Genomic DNA, 19,162 nt, shown 5'->3' with positions numbered 1-19,162 from the left:
ACGGTGCGGCTCGACCAGCTCGCACCAGTCCCACGTGGCCGCCGAGGTCGGCACTCGCGTTGCGGTCAGGACCAGTGGCGCCGCACGACCGTGGTGGCTGCGAACGGATCCTCGCCCGAGACCGCGGCCGCGATACCGGCGCCCTCCGGCTTCGCAGCGGCCAGCAACCGGCCCTCGCCGACCCACCTGCGCCAAGCGTCGAGGTAGTGGCCGGCGTTCGCGGCATTGCGGCCGAGCACGGTCGGGACGGGGTGCCACGCCTCGCCGGTCGGGCGTGCGGCCTGCAGGGCCTTGCGCGCGCCCCGGCGCGAACGGATCGGCCCGTCCGGTGGCTGCGCGTCGGTGTAGCGCGAGACGAGGTAGCGCGGGACGCCGACCGGGCCGATCGCCTCGTCGAACGCGGTGGCGAACACCTCGGCGTCGTCCTCGGTGCCGGCGAGGCGGAAGCGATACTCCCCACCCGGGTGGACGTCGACCGCGAGCGCCGACGCGCCGACGCTCGTCAGCCCGGCCGCAGCGAGACCGTCCGCGACGGCCGCCGCGACCGCCTCCAGCGGCGGCACGGCCGACGTCAGGGCCACCTGTGCGCGCACCCACTTCGTCAGCACCTCGGACTGCTCGCGGCTCGTGCCAACGACGTGGCCGAGAGTGACCAGCACACCCACCGAGCCAGCCGCGACCAGCGCCCACGGGCTCGCGACCGCAGCCACTCCACTGGCGCCGGCGGTGCCCGCAGCCAGCGCGAGCGACGTACGCCAGCTGGTGTCCGGCACCGGGATGTGGGTCGTCATGCCGTCCGGCGTCAGTCGCCACGCCGGCGGGACGGGCGTGAGCGTGACGACCTCGTCGACCTTTGCGACGTACGAGGTGGGGCGGCGTACGCGCAACGACGCGAGCGTGACGTCCTGGTAGGGCTCGCCCACCTCCCACGCGTCGCGGATGGCCTCGCGGTCGGCGGCGGCGACGAGCATCCGGGCGTTGAGGGCGTCGAACGAGTCGACCGGCGGAGGCGAGTACGGGGAGAAGGACGCGTCGATGTGAGCGACCCCGTCGACGATGTCGCCGTCGGCGTCGACGCCGTGGAACCCCTGGTGCTTGCGCACCAGCCGGGACCAGTCGTTGTCGCCCTTGGGGTGCGCCTCCGACACGCACACGACGGTCCAGTTGGTGGCGACCTTGTCCGGCCAGGTCGGGTCGGTACGCAGCGCCCGGCCCCTCGTCTGGACGACGGCCGTGAGTGTGGTCGCGGTGGTCAGGTCGATGAGGGTGGAGACGCCGCGGGCGTTCCACCCCTCGCCGAGGAGGCCGCGGGTGCCGACGAGGACCTGGGTACGGCCGGACTCGAAGAACGCGGTGACATGGGTGACCCAGGTGCGCGCGGACCATCCGGACGTGCACGTCGCGACAGCGCCCGCGCCGGTCTCGACGCGGAGCCGCGATGCCAGGTCGGGGTCGCGGCCGGCGACGAACGCGACGAGATTGCGCAGCGTCGACTCGGACGCGGCGACGACGGACCCGGTGACCAGCATCGGGTGGAGGAGGGCGGTGCTCGGGTCCGCCAGCAGGGCCTCGAGCGCCGCGATCGCCGATCCGGCCTCGGCGTCGAGCACCCCGTCCAGGGTGACCGGCACGGTCGCGGCCGCGCGCTCGTGGTCGCACAGCACCAGCACCCGGGCCCGCTCGCCGATCGCGGCGTGCTCGGCCGCGATGATCTGCGCGGCCGCCCCGGGCTTGGCGTACGACCTTGCCAGCACGCGGTCGACGGGGGAGCGCCCGCGACGTACGCCGCGACGCGTCCACTGGTAGCCCACCGACGGCAGCGCGGCTCTCACCACCGCGAGCACCTCGGCGTCGGCCGGGTCGTCGGACTCGGCGACGTGGTGGAGCAGCCAGTCGCCGAGGAGCCGGACCCAGTCCTCGGCCGACGGGGCGTGCCGGTGCTCCTCGCGCAGCCGGGCGCCGGCGGGCACGGCGAGCAGGCCCGCGTGATGCATGCGCAGCGCGGCGTCGCACAGGTCGGGCTCGCGCTCGGCGAGCGCCGCCCAGGTGGTCGTGGCGGGGACGGCTTCGACGAACCGGGTGGTGAGCCACTCGAAGAACCCGACCGACCCGAAGCCCGGGGTGGTGAGCAGGGTGGTGAGCTCGGTGAAGCGCAGCGCCTCGCTGGTGAGCCAGTCCTCCTCGGTGGGCGTGGGGGTGGTCAGCCAGACGAGCTCGTCGAACGGCGCGAGGTGGCCCTCCTTCACCACCGCCGGCACCGAGACGCGGTATCGGATGCTCCCGAAGAGCTGGTCGACGAGGGCGCGCTGCTCGCCGGCGAGGCTCTCGGGCGGTGTCGCGGTGAGCGCCAGGACGTGGGCGCGGCCGACGGCGTCGAGCAGCTCGGCGAGCAGCCGCCCCCACACCTCGAGCAGGTGGTGGCACTCGTCGAGGACGAGCACCAGCCGCGGCTGCGCGCGGATCCGCTCGAAGAGGGCGACGCCGTTGGGGTGGAGCCGGTCGACGACCGTCGTCGTGGAGTCGTCGTCGTCCGCTGCTTCTGAGTCGAAGACGGCCAGGGACTGGTAGGTCAGGCAGGTCAGTGGGCTGGTGAGGGACTTGTCGTCGCTCGCGTCGAGCCCCAACGTCCGGGCCTCGGCGATCCACTGGGACTGGATGGCGGTGTTGGGGGCGAGCACAACGGCGCGGGTGTCGGGGTGTGCCCGGAGCTCGCCCGCGACGGCCTCGAGCCCGACGCGGGTCTTGCCCGCCCCGGGGGGCAGCACGACCCAGGCGCGCGGATGGTCCGCGTCGTCCCACGCGCGGGCGAGCGCCTCGAGCGCTTCACGCTGGTGGATGCGCAGCGACGGTACGGCGGACGTGTCCGGGTCGGGCACGGTCTACGCCTCCAGCGTGTCGACGACGTACGCGTCGTGGTCAGAGAGGCGCTTGCCGTCGCACTCCGCCACGACCCGCCGCGCGACTGCGTCCGACCCCGCAGGTACGGCGACGTGGTCGATGCTGAGCAGCCCCTCGATCGCGTGCGGCAGGTCGGAAGTCGGCACGACCAGACCGAGCTCGTCGAGAGCAGCTGTGATCGAGGCTCGGCCGGCCTTCGAGCCGGCGTACTCCTTGCCGGTCAGGGCGTGGTTCCAGTCGCCGCCCCATACCAGGGACGGGGCGGCACGCAGCCGCAGGAGCAGGTCGTCCACCGCGGTCTGCGTCTTGTCGGCGTGACGCTCGCCGACCCACACCGGCCCCGATCGGGCATTGCGCCACGGCAGCACCGAACTGACGTACGTCGTCGCGCCGACCTGTGCGGCCGCGCTGGCTGGGTGCGGGTCGGGGCTCGAGGCCATCGGCAGCCGGCTCGCGACCGCGGCCCAGCGACGCCGGGGCGCCATCGGCGCGGCCGACAGGTGCACGGCGAAGCCGGGAAAGCTCGTCCGCTCGTTGACCTCCGTCAGCAGCCAGACGTCGCAATCGGCCTCGAGCAGGAGCCGACGATGATCGTCCGACCACCGGCCGGCGAGGTTCCACGTCCCGATGCGCACGCCCGCATCCTGTCGGACGGAGAGGGCGCCCGCCGGAGGACCCCACCTCCGGCGGGCGTCTGGCGTACCCACCCCCGCCGCGGATCCGCGGCCGTGCTGGTCAGTGGACGACCGGCGCCGTCCGGGACGGCGAGACGGCGGTCGCGGGGTACGGCTCGCGAGCGATCCGGCGGCCGAGGATCCCGAACGCGAACGCGACCGGCAGGAACACGCTGCCGAGCGACGTGACCTCCGAGATCACGAACAGCCCCGGGAAGGTGAGCGCGAGCAGCCACGCGGGCAGGCCGAGGCCGCGACGGACCAGCACGATGCCCAGGAAGGTCGAGCCGACCATGGTGAGCAGCAGGACCGGGATCAGGACGATGAACACCGCTTCGAGGAGGCGCTCGTTGCCGGTGCCCCACTGCGTCCAGTACTCGGCGAAGCAGCCGAGGGTCGCCAGCGAGAGCGCGGTGAGCGCGATGCGCCACGCCCAGCGCTCGGCCCCGCGGAACCCGGCGACGGACCGCCGGCGGTGGACGACGAACGCGGCCAGGGTCGCGGCCCCGACGACGGGGCCCCAGATCTTGCCGTAGGTCAGGTAGACCACGGTGGGCGAGGACCAGTCGAGCAGCGGCGCGAGCGCCGTCGACGCCGGCTCGACCCAGAGGTGCATGAGCCCCTCGTCCGGGTCGGACGCGCCGTCCTTGGTGGCGACCCGAGCGAGGGCGTGGAGCTGCCCGACGACCAGGCCGACCCACGCCATCACCCAGGCGAGTCGGCCGATCCGGCGCTGGTCCTCGGGCCGGTCCAGCATGGTGAGGGACGACATGGCTTCTCCTTCGCTCAAGGGATCTCCACCATCGGCTGGTCAGCGCGCGCGGCGCATCGGCGCAGGGACCGAACCCCGGTCAACCCCTGGTTTGACGGAGCGGGGCCGGCGAGCCGCGTAGCCTCGACGTGTGATCGGGCGAGCTTCGTCGACGGTGACTGACTGGGGTGTCCCGGCGGTCGTCGCCGCGATGTCGCTCCTGGAGATCGTCCTCGTCGCGCCGGACGGCGCCGCGGCCGCGATCGTGCTGTCGTTGCTGTCGTGCCTGGCCCTCGTGCCGCGCCGCCGGTGGCCCAGGCTCAGCACACTGGTGGCCGGCGCCCTGACCCTCTTCACGCCTTGGTTCGGGCCGGAGCTGGACGACCTGGCGGCGCCGATCATGGTCATGGCCGTCGTGGCCTACTCGCTCGCGCGGTGGGTGCCCAGCTACGGCGGCCTGCTCGTGCTCGGCGCGCTCATGGTGCTCCTCGCCTCCGACTACCTCTTCACCGACGAGCGGGACAACGACGTCACCGACGTCTTCTTCGTGACCTCGCTGCTGGTGCCGCCGTACGTCCTGGGGCGCGTGACGCGGCGCCTCGCCGAGCAGACGGCCGAGCTCGAGCGCCAGCAGAGCCTCGTCCGGGAGCAGGCAGTACGCGACGAGCGGCAGCGGATCGCGCGCGACCTGCACGACGTGATCGCGCACTCGGTCAGCGCGATGGTGGTGCAGACCGCCGTCGCCCAGGAGCTCCTCCACACCGACCCGGCCAAGGCCGCTGAGGCCCTCGACAACGTCGCGGCCACCGGGCGGCAGGCACTCGCCGAGACGGGGCGGCTCCTGCACCTGGTCCGCGACAACGCGGACGAGCTCGGTCTGGAGCCGGCACCGGGGCTGGCCCAGCTGCCCGAGCTGGTCGAGAGGTTCCGCGTCGACGGTCTCGCCGTGGACCTCCGGCTTGCCGACCCGGTGCCCGAGCTGCCCGCCGGCGTCGACGTGTCGGCGTACCGGATCGTGCAGGAGGCGCTGACCAACGCGCTGCGCTACGGCGCCGACAGCCACGCGGAGGTCACGATCAGCTGGGACTCCGACACGCTGCGGATCCGTGCCGCCAACCAGGTCGGCAGGCGCACCGGCCAGGGCAGCGGGCTCGGGCTGCTGGGCATCGCCGAGCGCGTCCACGTGCTCGGCGGCCAGCTGGACCACGGGGTCACCGACGGCGGCCGGTTCGAGGTGGACGCGAGCCTGCCGATGGGCGCGACGTGAGCGCCCCGGTCCGGGTCGTGATCGCCGACGACCAGGACCTCGTCCGCAGCGGCCTGCAGCTGGTGCTCGAGGCACGCGGGATCGACGTCGTCGACGCGGTCGGCGACGGTCGGGCGGCCGTCGGGTCGGTCGCGGCGCACGCACCCGACGTGGTGCTGATGGACGTCCGCATGCCCGTCCTCGACGGCATCGCGGCCACCCGGGAGATCGTCGCCGCCGGCGGGCCGACCCGGGTGCTGGTCCTGACGACGTACGACATCGACACCTACGTCTACGGCGCGCTCCGGGCGGGCGCCGCGGGCTTCCTCCTCAAGGCGACGCCTCCCGAGCGGCTGGTCGCGGGCATCGAGACGGTCGTCGCCGGGGAGGCGCTGCTGGCGCCGGCCCTGACCCGCCGTCTGATCGAGGACCACGTCCGTCAGCCGCCGGGGGTCGACGCCGCGCTCGACGTGCTCACCGAGCGAGAGCGTGAGGTGTTCGTCCTGATGGCTCGCGGCCTCGCCAACGCCGACATCCAGGCGCAGCTGGTCATCTCCGAGGCCACCGTGAAGACCCACGTGAACCGGATCCTGGCCAAGCTGCACCTCACCACGCGGGTGCAGGTCGTGGTCCTGGGGTACGAGACCGGCGTGGTGCGCCGGGGAGAGGGCGTCCTGCCGGCCACCCCGGGCTGACGGCAACCCTGCTCGGCCACGACCGGCCCGCAGAACGGCCGGGCCGGCGCTCCCCGCAGGGAACGCCGGCCCGGCACAGCTGACCCCCTACACCCCGACCAGCTCGCGCTCGGGGACAGGCTCCTCCTCCACCTCGACCCGCACCGTCGGCAACAGCCGGTCGAGCCACGCCGGCAGCCACCAGTTCCAGTGGCCGAGGAGCGACATCGTGGCCGGCACGAGCACCATCCGGACGAGGGTGGCGTCGAGGACGATGGCGACGGCCATGCCGAGGCCGAGCTGCTTGACGACCACGTCGCCCTCGGTGGCGAAGCCGAGGAACACGACCACCATGATCGCTGCCGCGGAGGTGATCACCCGGCCGGTCGACGACAGGCCGCGCACGACGCTGCCGCGCGGGTCGCCGGTGCGGAGGTAGTCCTCCCGGATCCGGGAGAGCAGGAAGACCTCGTAGTCCATCGACAGACCGAACAGGATCGCGAACTGCAGGATCGGCATCCAGCTCGAGATGGGCATCGACTGGTCGACCCCGATGAGCTCGGCGCCCCAGCCCCACTGGAAGACCGCGACCAGCACGCCGTAGGCGGCGCCGATGGACAGCAGGTTCATCGCCGCGGCCTTGAGCGGCACCAGCACCGACCTGAACATCAGCGCCAGCAGCAGCACCGAGACGCCGACCACGAACGCGATCACCAGCCACAGGCGCTCCTGCAGCATGTTCGAGATGTCGTTGAAGTACGGCGTCCACCCGGTCACCTCGACCTCGGCGGGCAGCGCGGCGCGCAGGTCGTCGATCAGGTCCGGCGTGCGCTCGTCGGTCGGCCCGAAGGTGGGCTCGGCCGTGATGATCGACAGCGCGCCGTCCGGCGTGGTGACGGCCGGCTCGACAGAAGCGATGCGGTCGTCGGCGTCCAGGACGGCCACGGACTGCGCGACATCGCCCGCCCCGGTGGGCACCACCACGGTGAGCGGACCGTTCGCGCCGGGGCCGAACTCGGCGGCGACCAGGTCGTACGCCTGCCGGGTGGTGTTCCCGGCCGGCTGGTTGCTCGCGTCGCCCGGCCAGGTGCGCAGGTCGAGCACGGGCGCGGCGAGCACCAGCAGGACGCCTAGGCTGACCAGCGCCCAGGCCAGCGGCCTGCGGCCGACGCGGGCGGCCCAGCCGGCGGTGAGGGGCTCGCGGGTCCGGAGCGGACGGTTGCGGCGTACGGCCCGGGGGAGCAGCCTGCGGCCACCCAGCCGGCACAGCGCCGGCACGAGGGTGAGTGCGGCCGCGGCGACGCACACGACGGCGATGGCGGTGGCCAGGCCGAAGGAGTCGTACGTCGACAGTCCGGCGAGGCGCAGGCCCATGAGCGAGACCAGCACGGTCACCGCGGCGAACACCACCGACCGGCCGGACGTCGCGACCGCTCGACCGGCGGCCTCGATCGCGTCGTGGCCGAGGCGGAGGTTCTCCACGTGCCGGGTGACCAGGAGCAGCGCGTAGTCGATCCCCACGCCCAGCCCCACCATCGACGCGACCATCGGCGCGGAGGTGCTGACCGACATGGTGGCGGCGAGCAGGGCGATGCCCGAGCTGCCCACGGCGAGCCCGGCGACGGCCACGCCGATCGGGAGCCCGGCGCCGACGGCGGAGCCGAGGGCGACCACCAGGATCAGCAGGGCGATGCCGACCCCGGCCAGCTCGCCCGTGCCCCCGATGGGCTCGCCTGCGGTGTCGGGGACGTCGCCGCCCAGCTCCACCTGCAGGCCGGCGTCGATCGTCTCGGCGATCGCGCCCTGCAACGGCTCGATGTTGCCCATCAGGTCGGGGTGCGTGATGGGCTCGGCGTACTGCACGGTGAGGACGGCGGTGTCGCCGTCGCCGCTGAGCCGGGCCGGCCCGACCTCGGCGACGTGCTGGAGGCCGCGCAGCCGCTCGGTCAGCGCGTCGACCTCGGCCGACGGAAGTGCGTCACCGTCGCGGTCATGGACGACGACGCGGGCGCTGGCGAAGCCACCGACCCCGTGCTCGCGCATCAGGTCGATGCCCTGCTGGGCGCGGGCGCCCGGCACGTCCCAGTCATCCCTCATCGGGGCGCCGAACGACGAGGCGAGTGCCGCGGCGGTGGCGATGAGCAGGACCCAGGCGCTGACCACCCGCCACGGATGGGCGGCGGACGAGCGGCCGAGACGATAGAGGTACGACGACATGGTGATCTCCTGCGGGTGCGGGTCGGTCTGACCCGATGACCCTGCGGCCGGCACCTTCAGTCGCACTTGGGCGCCGCTTGGGTCGCGGCCCAGGTGCCGCCTCAGAAGTCGAGTCGCACGCGGTGCGCGGCGAGCCAGTCGGCGTACGCCGTGAAGCCCCACTCGTCGCACTGGATCGTCGCGCGGCCGGCCGCGTCGGCGGCCTCGCGCGGACGGCCGGTCGTGGCCAGGGCCAGGGCCAGGTAGCCGTCGACCGGACCCATCACGGTCGAGATGCCGCTGATGGCCATCCGCCCGTGGAGCGGGGCCAGGCGGGCGACCAGCTGCTCGGCCAGGCGTACGTCGCCCGCGACCGCGGCGGCCTCCGCCAGGCTGCACCAGGTGGTCACGCTGCCCCAGTTGTCCACCGGGTGCGTCACCGGGGCGACCAGCTGGGCGCGCAACCGCTCAGGGTCGCCCGCGCGAGCAGTCGCGAGCACCAGCACGTCCGCGGCCATGTCGTTGTCCGCGATCGCGATGGCGTGTGTGATCGGCTCGATCAGCTCGCCGATCCGCTCGTCCCACATGTGCGACATCAGGTGGATGCCCATCAGGTGGAGTGCCTCGTTGCCGGGGTTGAGCCGCGGCCGCAGAGCGTGCAGCTCGGCCGCGATCCGCTCCACCGCGGCGTCGTCGCGCCGGAGCGAGGCGAGGCTGAGGTCGATCCACGCCAGCGCCACCTGTGCGTAGGAGTTGCGGCGGCGGGACGCGAGACGGGCGGTGGCCGCGGCAGCGTCGAGGTACGCAGTCCGGTCGCCCAGCTCGAGCAGGCTGCCGGTCAGCAGGATCGACGCGACGACCTCGGCGTCCGGGTCCGCTGCCTCCCGGGTGGCCTGGAGGCCCTCGTGGGCGAGCGTGAGCCGGAGGTCTGCGTGGGCCGGGGTCCAGAGCGCCTTCCAGGCGGTCAGCGCCGACCAGGCCACCAGGGCGGGATCGCTGATCCGGCGGGCCATCGCGACGCCCTCGTCGGCGAGCGCCCTCACCTCGGCCTCGGCCGACGGGTCGTAGTAGAGCAGCACCGCCAGCGAGAGCATGACCCGACAGCGCTCCGTGGAGTCCCCGCGAGGCAGCTCGCCGAGCGCCCAGCGCAGGTCCTCGATGGTGTCCTCCGGCACCTCGTTCCACTGCTGGGGCATCCAGACCGAGCCGTCGGTGGCGGCCGCTGCGGCCGCCGCGAGCCGGTCGAGGTCCTCCTCGCGCCTGGCCAGCGTGATCGCCTCCGCTGCGCACGGCAGCACCTGGTCCCACTCCGCGTTGGGCCGGCAGTCGCGTGCCCGGTCGAGCAGCAGGTCGATCCGCTCGGCGGTCGTGCCGAGGGGGTCGCGGCGGTGCGCGTCGATCGCGGCCGCGACGAGCTGCTCGGCCTCGACCCACGAGAAGGTACGCCGGGCCTGCGCGGCCGCGTCGGCCGCAGCGCGCCAGGCGCGGCTGACGTGGGTGGGCCCGGCGGCGAGCCAGTGCCGGGCGAGCTCGGCGACCCGCTCCTCGCGACCGACCATCCCGGCGACGGCGTCGTCGGCGAGGGTGTGGGCCACCTGGGCGTGGAGCCGGGCGAGCCGTGACGGGCTCGTGGTCGTCACGACGGCGTCGCGGGTCAGGGCGTGCGTGAAGGCCACGGTCCCCGCACCGGGGTCGACGACGAGCCCGGCCTCACGCGCCGGGGTCAGGGCGTCGTCGACGTCCTCCGCCGGCTCGCCGGCCACTGCGGCCAGCAGGTCGAGCGAGAAGCGCCGACCCAGGACGGCGGCGAGCAGGAGCAGCTCGCGCGTCGGCTCGGGCAGCACCTGCAGGCGGCGCACGATGACGTCGCGGACGGTCGCGGGCAGGGTGGTGCTGTCCCGGGCGTCGAGCCGGGCGAGCTCGATCAGGAAGTAGGGGTTGCCGCCCGAACGCCGGTGCCAGTCCGCGACCACGTCGGCTGGCACGACGGTGCCCGCCACGGCGTCCACCAGGCTCTGGGCCTCCTCCAGTGTCAGTCCGGCGAGGTCGAGGCGGGTCACGTGGTGCCGCGCCAGCTCCTCGCCCAGCTGGGCCAGGTCGCCTGTCGGCTCGGGCAGCCGGCGCCGGGTGACGACGATTGCCAGGCGGTGCCCGGGTGCGGCGCTCGTGACGAGGTGCCGCAGCACCTTGAGCGACGCGGTGTCGGCCCAGTGGAGGTCGTCGAGCACGAGCAGGACCGGCTGGGACGAGGACCGGGAGGTGACCTCGTGCGCGAGGGTCTCCCGGGCGCGGAACGCCTCCCGTTCGGCGCCCTCGCCCGTGCTCGACGGTGCGCCGGCCAGCACCTGCTCCACGTTGCTGCCGAGCTCGCCGTCGGCGAGCTCGTGCAGGGCCTGGCTCCAGGGCCACAGGCTAGGGGCGCCGTCGTCCTGGGAGCACCGTCCCGTCGCCACCCGGAAGCCCCGCTCCCGCGCCGCGGCCATGGTCCGGGAGACCAGCCGGGACTTGCCGATGCCGGGCTCGCCGACGAGGAGGCCGGTCGCCGGCGTGCCCGCCTCGGCGCGAGCCAGCACGGCCATCAGCGCGGCCTCCTCCGCCTGCCGGCCGACCGTCGGCCACTCGGCCGTCGTACCGGTCGACGAAGCGGTTGCAGCCGCCGAAGCGGGCGCAGCAACCGGAGCACGCAACCACTGGTGCAGGGCGGGATCCTGGACGAGCACCGCATGTTCGAGGTCGCGCAGCTCCTGGCCGGGATCGAGGCCGAGCTCGTCGGCGAGGACGGATCTGATGTGGCGCAGCGCGGCCAGCGCGTCGGCCTGCCGACCGGACCTGGTCAGGGCGAGCGCGTGCAGCGCCCAGACGCGCTCGCGGAGCGGATACCTCGCCGTCGCCTCCTCGGTGGCGGCCACGACCACCGCATGGTCGCCGAGGGCCAGCAGGCCGAGGACGCGGGCCTCCTCGGCGTCGACGCGGAGCTGGTCGAGCGACGTGCGCTCGAGGACGACCTCCGGCTCGTCGGGGAGGTCGGCGTAGGCATCGCCCGTCCACAGGCCGAGCAGCTCCTCGACCCGGTCGACCAGCTGCGAGATCTCCCCTCGGTCGGGCCAGTCAGCCCTCGGCCCGGTGGTGAGCTGGTCGGCCAGCGGTGCCAGCTGCCGGTGGAGGGTGCGGACCTCGTCGGCGAACCGGTGCGCGTCGACGTGCTCGCGTTCCAACGCCAGCCGGTAGCCGTGGTCGCCGGTCAGCAGGACGCGGGGCTTCTCGCGCGGGCCCAGGCCGGGCTCGAGGACACGTCGTACGCCGGAGAGGTAGGAGTGGAGCGTCCCGTGGGCGCCGCGAGGAGCACCCTCGCCCCAGACCAGCCGCACGAGCGCGTCGGGCGGGACGTCGCTGCCGAGCCGGAGGGCCAGCGCGGCCAGGACCGAGCGCGGCTTGCGAGCACCGACGTCCACGGTGGCGGCCGGGTCGTCGCCCAGCGCCACCTGGCTCGTTCCGAGCACCCGGACCCACACGCGCAGCAACGTAGCGCCAAGCGGCCCAAGTCGCGCTGGAGTCCGGCTCAAGAGTCGGCGGAGATCGTCGTTCCACCACCAGCCAAGGAGAGGCCATGAAGCACACCGAGACCAGCACGACGTCGTACCGCCCGCAGCTGACGCTGCCCCGGCAGGCGCACACCGCCGAGGGTCCGCACGACCAGACGGGGATGTACGTGATGCACCACGCCCTTCGCCGCGACTTCGCGCGCTTCGTCTCCGCCGTCGAGAGCACTCCGGTGGCGGAGCACGACGTGTGGATCGCGCTGGAGCGGCGCTGGGTCGCGATGGCCGACGTCCTGCACCACCACCACTCCGCCGAGGACGCCGAGCTGTGGCCGCTGCTGCAGCGGCACGCGGAGGCCGCCGGCGACGAGGCCGACCTGCAGGTGCTGGCCGACATGGAGGACGAGCACGCCGACATCGACCCCGCCCTCGCCCACGTGCGCGACGCCTTTGCCGCGATGAGCCGACACCCGTGCATCGACCACCGCAACGCACTGGAGATCCGGCTCGGTGCCGCCCACGAGCTCCTCCTGGCACACCTGGCCCACGAGGAGAAGCACGCCCTGCCCATGCTGCAGCGGACCCTGAGCCAGGAGGAGAACGCGGCCTTCGAGAAGGCGGTCGAGAAGCACTACCCGCTGCGGCTGATGCCGTTCACCCTCCCGTGGGTGATGGACGAGATTCCCGCTGATGCCCGCGAGCGCCTGCTGGAGTCCACCCCGCCCGGCTATGGCCTGCTGCTGCGGATCTTCCGGCGTCGCTACCAGCGCGGCGAGCGGCTCGCGTTCCGGTTCGCCTGAGCTCGCACCGTCGTCAGCCCACGCTGCGAGCAAGCCGCTCGACGGCGTCGGCGACCCGCGGACCGAACATGACCGCGTCGTTGTGGCCCGCGCCCTCGATCACGACTCGTTCAGCGAGCGCGGGCGCGTTGTCGGCGACCCGCACGCTGAGCTCGGTCGGCACCACGTCGTCGCGGTCGCCATAGATCACGGTGACCGGTACGTCGCTCCCGGCGACAGGTCCGAGCACGGGGAACCGGTCGCGGAGTAGCGTGCGGACGGGCAGCCACGGATAGTGGTGGCGTCCGACGTCGGCGAGCTCGGTGAACGGTGACCTCAGCACGACCGCGGCCGGACGGTGCCGCTGCAGGAGGCCGGCGACCACGCCGGTCCCCAACGACTCACCGAAGAAGACCGTGCGGTCGGAGGGATGACCGAGGTCGTCCAGCGCGCGCACCGCTGCGTCCGCGTCGGCGGCGAGCCCGTCCTCGCTGGGACTGCCCGGGTTGCCGCCGTAGCCGCGGTAGTCGAGAAGCAGCACTGCGAGCCCGCGGTCCCCGAGCTCGCGGGCGAGGCCGGCCCGGCCGGCCCTGTTGCCACCGTTGCCCGGGGCCAGCAGGACGGCCAGGCCGGTGTCGCGCCCGGCGTCGGCAGGCAGGTACCACGCGCCCAGCTCGAGCCCGTCCGCCGTCTCCAGCGTGACGTCGCTGGCACCCGGCAGCACCTCGCCGGCCGGTGGTACGTCGCTCGCGTCGGGGTAGTAGACGAGCTGTCGCTGCAGACCCCAGACGGCCGCCAGGCTCAGCCCGGCGAGGAGCGCCACGACCACCAGCATCACGACGATCCTCCTGCCGCGAAGGCGAGCCATCACCTCATCGTGGCACGCGCACCTGAACCTCTCCCCCCACAGCTCAGCGAATAAGCGATCGCCACGGCGATCGAACAACGCCAGGTCGGGGACCGGCTCGACGGCAGGTTCCTTCGGCCCCCAGCGGCACTCAGGAGTCGAACGCCTCCACGTTGGCCCGTCCCTCGGTGGCGAGGACCAGCGAGATCCAGCCGTCGCTGCCGCGAAGCCTCCGGCTCGTGGCGTCGGCGACGACGTAGTGGCCGACGAAGCGGTGGGTGACGACGTAGGTGGCGTCCGCGAACTCGCCGCACACCTCGCCGACGGCGTCGAGGTGCAGCGTCCGCTTCGAGGAGTTCACGTCGAGGGCGCCGGTTGCGGGCTCGCAGGTGCCGGGAGCCGGAAGCGAGCCGTCGTCCGCGGCCAGCGTGGCGACGTACGTCCCGTCGAACGGATCGCCGGTGACGGAGCCCGCGAGCTGTGCGGCCCCGGTCGCGTCCAGGACGTAGGTGCCGACGTCGGCGCCGCGGAGGTCCACGAGGGGTTTGGGGGCGGCGACGGCGGGGACGGCGATGGCCGGCCCGGCGAGCGCGGCGACGGCCAGGGCGGTGAGTCGGGTGGTGCGGTTCATCGGTGTGCTCCTGTGGTGATCGGTCGAGGGGACGACCGTGCCCGGAGCGGCTTGACGGCGACTTGGGAGTGACTTGAGGGGGTCTCGTTACGGGACTCCGTCCCTCCTCGACCAGCGGGGGGACGGCCCTCGACCAGTGCGGGCCGGGGCGAGCGTGCCCGAAATCGGGGCAGCGCGCAGCCCCGGGGGGCCCTACTCTCGACGAAGGCCAACGCGAGGAATGGGGTGGACGGACAGCCGGAGCTCAACCTGCACGTGCTCGGCGAGCTCACGGCCACGCGGGACGGCGCGGTCGTGGACCTCGGCGGGCGCCGCCAGCGCGCCGTGCTGGCGGCGCTGGTCATCCAGCGCGACCAGGTCGTGACGGCGGACCACCTCGTCGAGTGCGTCTGGGGTGAGCACCCGCCCGCCAACGCCACCGGAGCGTTGCAGGCGTACGTCAGCCACCTCCGTCGCGCGCTCGAGCCCGACGCCGGCGCCCGCCAGCGGGGGAGCATCATCGCGCGGGCCGGACCGGGCTACGTGCTACGCGTAGCACCGGACGCCGTAGACGCTTGGGAGTTCGAGGCGGCCGTCGACAGGGCAGCAGGGATGGCGCCGGGGGACGCGGTGTGCACGCTCGAGCCGGCGCTGCGGTTGTGGCGAGGACCGGCGTACGCCGACTACGCAGGCGAGGCGTGGGCCGAGGCCGAGATCGCGCGCCTCACCGAGCTGCGAGCCGTCGCGCGCGAACGGCTGCTCGCCACGCGGCTGGAGCTGGGGGAGGCGCAGCTGGTGATCGGGGACCTCGAGGCGTTGGTCAAGGAGGACCCGCTGCGCGAGGAGCGCTGGCGCCTGCTCACCCTCGCGCTCTACCGCGCGCACCGGCAGGCGGCCGCGCTGGAAGCACTCAGAAGGGCGCGGACCGTGCTTGCCGACGAGCTCGGTGTCGACCCCGGCCCCGCCCTGCGCTCGCTCGAGGCTGAGGTGCTCGCCCAGTCGCCGGACCTCGAGGCGCCGACGCCCAGGAACGCGACCGAGCTCGTCCCGCGGCCGCGCACGCCCGACGGCCTCGTCGACCGCGACCGCGAGATCGCCCTCCTGCAGACCAGGCTCGACGAGCTCGCCGAGGGGACGTCCGGCTGCGTGCTCATCGAGGGCCCTCCGGGTATCGGCAAGACCCGCCTGCTCGACGAGCTGCGCCGCCTGGCCGTCGGTGCGGGTGTCTTCGTCCGGTCGGCGCGGAGCAGCTCGTCGGAGCAGACCTTCGAGTGGGGCGTGGTCAGGCAGCTGTTCGGGGGCGGCGTGGACGACGTACTCGAGGACGGCGAGCGCTTCGCCGTGCTCCGCGGCCTGTGCGAGATCGCCACCGACCTCGCCCAGGACGCGCCGTACGTCATGTGCGTCGACGACGCCCAGTGGTGCGACGAGGCGTCGCTGCAGCTCCTCGCCTATCTCGTCCGCCGCCTGGAGGGCCTGCCCCTGCTGCTCGTGCTCGCGATGCGTTCCGGCGAGCCGCACCAGGCCGACGACCTGCTCTCCGAGCTCGCCGCCAACGAGTCGGTGGCGGTGCTGCGACTCGCGCCGCTGTCCGAGCAGGGCACGGCGACCCTGGTGACCGACCGGCTCGGCCGCGGCGCCGAGCCGTTCGTGGCGGCCTGTCACCGGATGACCGCGGGCAACCCGCTCCTGCTGCGGCAGCTGTTGCGCGCCCTGGCCGACGAAGGGGTGCCACCCGACGTGGCGCACGTCGACACCGTCCGGGCGGTGGGGTCGCGCGCGGTCGCCTCGCTGGTGACCCTCCGCCTGCGCCGGATGCCGCCGGCGGTCACGACGGTCGCCCGCGCGGTCGCGATGCTCGGGCCGATCGCCGACCTGCGGAGCGTCGCCGACCTCACCCAGCGCCCGGAGGAGGACGTGGCGGCCGCGCTCGACCTGCTCGCCCGGAGCGAGATCCTCCGCGACGGGCACCCGCTCGACTTCGTGAACCCTTTGGTCCGCGACGCCATCCACGCCGACGTACCGACGGGTGAGCGTGCCTTGCTCGTCGAGCGGTTGAACCGCCGGTTCAAGTCATCCTCAAGTCCCGCCGACCATGCTGAAGCGCCCAGATCGTGAGGTGGTGACGGTGCGAGAGGCCGAGGGTCTGCGAGGACTGGCGGGCGGTGCTGTCCACCTGCCCGGCGACCCCCTCTACGACGAGGCGCGGATGCCGTGGAACCTCCAGGTCGACGAGCACCCGGCCGCCGTCGCCTACCCGGCCGACCCGCACGAGGTCGCCCGGGTCATCAAGGCCGCCGCGGCGTCCGGGCTCAAGGTCGCACCGCAGGGCACCGGCCACGGCGCCCCGCCGCTCGCCGGGCGCCTCGGCGACGCCGTGCTGCTGCGCACCGCGGCGATGACCGGGCTTCGCGTCGACGCCGCCACCCGTACGGCGCGCGTCGACGCCGGTGTCCTGTGGGGTGACGTCGTCGCCCGGGCCGGCAAGGTCGGCCTCGCCGGGATGCACATGTCCAGCCCCGGCGTGGGCGTCATCGGGTCGTCGCTCGGCGGCGGGGTCAGCTGGTACGCCCGCCAGCACGGCCTGCAGTGCAGCGCGATCACGGCCGTCGAGCTGGTGCTCGCGGACGGCACCTTCGTGCGCGCGACCGACGACCAGGACGCCGACCTGCTGTGGGCGGCCCGCGGCGGCAGCGGTGGCTTCGGGGTGGTCACCTCGCTCGAGTTCGACCTGCTGCCGGTGCGGACGGCGTACGCCGGCATGCTCGCGTGGGACTGGCAGGAAGCCCGTCGCGTGCTGACCGCGTGGGGCAGGTGGACCGAGGACGCGCCCGAGTCGGTGACGAGCGTCGCGCGGATCTTCCAGGTGCCCGACGTCGAGTGGCTGCCGCACCAGCTGGGCGGGCGGAAGCTGGTGATGATCGACGCCGTCGCGCTCGGCGACCCCGAGGCCGGTGCCCGAGCGATCGCCCCGCTGCGCGCGCTGAGGCCCGAGATCGACACCTTCGCCGAGATGCCCGCGGCCGACATCGCCCACCTGCAGCTCGACCCGCAGGAGCCGACTGCGGTCTACGCCAACAGCGTCCTCGTCCACGGCCTGCCCGCGGACGCGGTCGACGCGCTGGTCGACACAGCGGGGCCGGGGTCGGGCAGCAACCTGCTCTTCGTCGAGCTCCGCCAGCTCGGCGGGGCCCTGGCCCGGCCCTCGCCCCGCGAGGGTGCGATGGACCACCTCGACGGCTCGTTCCTGGTGCTCGGCGTCGGGCTCGACGTCGGCACCGGGTGGAACGCCGTGCGTGCGGACGCCACCCGCATCCTCGACTCGCTCTCGCCGTGGACCTCGAGCTCGGCCTACCTCTCGATGGCCTACGAGGCCGCTGCCCGCCGCGGGTGGTCGCCGACGGCGTACGAGCGGCTCCAACGGATCCGTCGTTCCGCAGACCCTGAGGGACTGTTCGTGCAACCCCAGCGCGGTCCAGACCACTGATTCCGCGGTGCGGCTCAAGTCGGACGCAAGTCCGGCTCAACCGCGTGGGTGCACCTTCGGAGGCGTCAACGACGACTCAACGGAGGACAGCATGACCATCGCACAGACCAGCCCCGCAGCCGTACCGTTCGCGGAGCTGGACGCACTCACCATCGGCACCGTCGCGGTGCCGGGGGAGAAGAAGTACGACACCCTCGTCTCGCCGTGGAACCTCGCGGTCCCGGTCCGACCGGCCGCCGTCCTGGCCGCCTTCGACGCCCAGGACGTCGTCGAGGCCGTGCAGTTCGCGGCCCGCCACGGCCTGCGGGTGACGCCGCAGGCCACCGGTCACGGCCCGATGGCCGCCCTGACCACCGAGCTGCTGGTCACCACCAAGGAGCTCGACGAGGTGACCATCCACCCCGAGGAGGGCTGGGCGCGCGTCGGCGCCGGCGTGAAGTGGCTCGCGGTCGTGGAGGCCGCCGCCCCCTACGGGCTGGCACCCCTCTCGGGATCGATCACCGACGTCGGCATCGTCGGCTACACCACCGGCGGCGGCCTGGGCCCGATGGCCCGCACCTACGGGCTCGCCATCGACAAGGTCCGCGCCATCGAGGTGGTGACCGGGGACGGCGTGCTGCGGAGGGCGACGCCGACCGAGCACCCCGAACTCTTCTTCGCCCTGCGCGGCGGCAAGGGGATGCTGGGCATCGTCACGGCGATCGAGTTCGACCTGGTCGAGCAGCCGCGGTTCTACGGCGGCTCGCTGTGGTTCGACGGGTCGGACGCGCCCGCGGTCATCGACGCCTGGCGCCGGTGGTCGGACGAGCTGCCCGAGGAGGGCACGACGTCGTTCGCGCTCTTCCAGCTGCCCGAGATGGAGGGCGTCCCTCCGCTGCTCGCCGGCAAGCTCACGCTGTCGGTCCGCTACGTGTGGACGGGCTCGACCGAGGAGGGGGAGCGCCGGTTCGCCGCGATGCGGGCGGCCGCCCCGGTGATCCTCGACGACGTCGCCGACAAGCCCTACACGGCGATCGACTCGGTCCACACCGACCCGCTCGACCCGACCCCGGCCTACGAGGCGGGGCACGTGCTCACCGACTTCTCGGCGGAGACCGCGGACGCGTTGCTGGCCCTCACCGGACCGGGAGTCCCGTCGCCGCAGATCCTGGTGGAGGTACGCCAGCTCGGCGGCGCCTACGCCCGGCCGGGTGACCACCCGGCGGCGTTCGCCTCGCGCGGGGCGGCGTACTCGCTGCTGGTCGTCGGCATCTCGGAGATCCCGGGCGTCGAGGACCACTCGGCCGCAATCCTCGAGGCGATGGCGCCGTGGATCGGCGACCACCGGCTGCCGAACTTCACCTTCACCCCGGAGGAGTACGTCGACGCCTACGACGAGGTCACCCTCGCCCGGCTGCGGCGGGCGCGGCGGACGTACGACCCGGACGGCGTGCTGATGATCGGCGGCGTGCTCGGCTGAGC

At 73.7% G+C, this 19,162-nt stretch carries 13 protein-coding genes; 6 read left to right on the top strand and 7 right to left on the bottom strand.

What is annotated here, in order from left to right; translation table 11 throughout:
• Positions 1-65: 65 nt before the first annotated feature.
• The 3 genes from HOO61_RS01015 to HOO61_RS01005 all read right to left on the bottom strand — a co-directional run bounded on the left by HOO61_RS01015 (position 66) and on the right by HOO61_RS01005 (position 4,344).
• Positions 66-2,876: a DEAD/DEAH box helicase family protein gene (locus HOO61_RS01015; RefSeq protein WP_172256125.1), complete on the bottom strand. Its 2,811-nt coding sequence runs from the start codon at positions 2,874-2,876 to the stop codon at positions 66-68.
• Positions 2,877-2,879: 3 nt separating this feature from the next.
• The gene (locus HOO61_RS01010; protein ID WP_172256123.1) at positions 2,880-3,533 is read right to left on the bottom strand and encodes an endonuclease/exonuclease/phosphatase family protein; all 654 of its coding nucleotides are present in this window, start codon (positions 3,531-3,533) and stop codon (positions 2,880-2,882) included.
• A 100-nt stretch (positions 3,534-3,633) separates the two neighbouring features.
• Positions 3,634-4,344, bottom strand: coding sequence for a hypothetical protein (locus HOO61_RS01005; protein ID WP_172256121.1), 711 nt, complete (start codon positions 4,342-4,344; stop codon positions 3,634-3,636).
• A 154-nt stretch (positions 4,345-4,498) separates the two neighbouring features.
• Between HOO61_RS01005 and HOO61_RS23885 the strand changes: the two genes are divergently transcribed.
• Positions 4,499-5,590: a histidine kinase gene (locus tag HOO61_RS23885; protein ID WP_172256118.1), complete on the top strand. Its 1,092-nt coding sequence runs from the start codon at positions 4,499-4,501 to the stop codon at positions 5,588-5,590.
• On the top strand, positions 5,587-6,264 hold the full coding sequence (locus tag HOO61_RS00995; RefSeq protein WP_172256116.1) for a response regulator transcription factor: 678 nt from the start codon (positions 5,587-5,589) through the stop codon (positions 6,262-6,264). The genes HOO61_RS23885 and HOO61_RS00995 overlap by 4 nt, the downstream gene beginning before the upstream one ends.
• Positions 6,265-6,351: 87 nt before the next feature.
• On the opposite strand, the gene HOO61_RS00990 is transcribed toward HOO61_RS00995, so the two are convergent.
• Both HOO61_RS00990 and HOO61_RS00985 read right to left on the bottom strand, forming a co-directional pair.
• On the bottom strand, positions 6,352-8,460 hold the full coding sequence (locus tag HOO61_RS00990; RefSeq protein ID WP_172256114.1) for an MMPL family transporter: 2,109 nt from the start codon (positions 8,458-8,460) through the stop codon (positions 6,352-6,354).
• A gap of 101 nt (positions 8,461-8,561) precedes the next feature.
• The gene (locus HOO61_RS00985) at positions 8,562-11,951 is read right to left on the bottom strand and encodes a BTAD domain-containing putative transcriptional regulator (protein ID WP_172256112.1); all 3,390 of its coding nucleotides are present in this window, start codon (positions 11,949-11,951) and stop codon (positions 8,562-8,564) included.
• Between the two features lie 95 nt (positions 11,952-12,046).
• Here HOO61_RS00985 and HOO61_RS00980 point away from each other — a divergent pair, with 95 nt between their 5' ends.
• Positions 12,047-12,778, top strand: coding sequence for a hemerythrin domain-containing protein (locus tag HOO61_RS00980; protein ID WP_172256110.1), 732 nt, complete (start codon positions 12,047-12,049; stop codon positions 12,776-12,778).
• A gap of 13 nt (positions 12,779-12,791) precedes the next feature.
• Here the strand turns inward: HOO61_RS00980 and HOO61_RS00975 are convergent, their stop codons facing one another.
• Together HOO61_RS00975 and HOO61_RS00970 are read right to left on the bottom strand one after the other, a co-directional pair.
• A complete protein-coding gene (locus HOO61_RS00975) occupies positions 12,792-13,625 on the bottom strand; it encodes an alpha/beta hydrolase (protein WP_172256108.1) in 834 nt (277 codons plus the stop codon).
• A 130-nt stretch (positions 13,626-13,755) separates the two neighbouring features.
• Entirely contained in the window at positions 13,756-14,235 is a 480-nt protein-coding gene (locus HOO61_RS00970) for a hypothetical protein (RefSeq protein WP_172256106.1), read from the bottom strand.
• 225 nt (positions 14,236-14,460) lie between these two features.
• Between HOO61_RS00970 and HOO61_RS00965 the strand changes: the two genes are divergently transcribed.
• The 3 genes from HOO61_RS00965 to HOO61_RS00955 all read left to right on the top strand — a co-directional run bounded on the left by HOO61_RS00965 (position 14,461) and on the right by HOO61_RS00955 (position 19,160).
• Positions 14,461-16,332, top strand: coding sequence for a BTAD domain-containing putative transcriptional regulator (locus HOO61_RS00965; RefSeq protein WP_172256104.1), 1,872 nt, complete (start codon positions 14,461-14,463; stop codon positions 16,330-16,332).
• A gap of 4 nt (positions 16,333-16,336) precedes the next feature.
• Positions 16,337-17,701 (top strand): FAD-binding oxidoreductase, encoded by a 1,365-nt coding sequence (locus HOO61_RS00960; protein WP_216658502.1) that lies wholly within the window; start codon positions 16,337-16,339, stop codon positions 17,699-17,701.
• Positions 17,702-17,792: 91 nt separating this feature from the next.
• A complete protein-coding gene (locus HOO61_RS00955) occupies positions 17,793-19,160 on the top strand; it encodes an FAD-binding oxidoreductase (RefSeq protein WP_172256100.1) in 1,368 nt (455 codons plus the stop codon).
• Positions 19,161-19,162: the final 2 nt, after the last annotated feature.

The organism is Nocardioides sp. zg-1230, from assembly GCF_013155335.1.
Classification (GTDB): Bacteria; Actinomycetota; Actinomycetes; order Propionibacteriales; family Nocardioidaceae; genus Nocardioides.
This window is presented reverse-complemented; position numbering and strand designations above follow the sequence as displayed.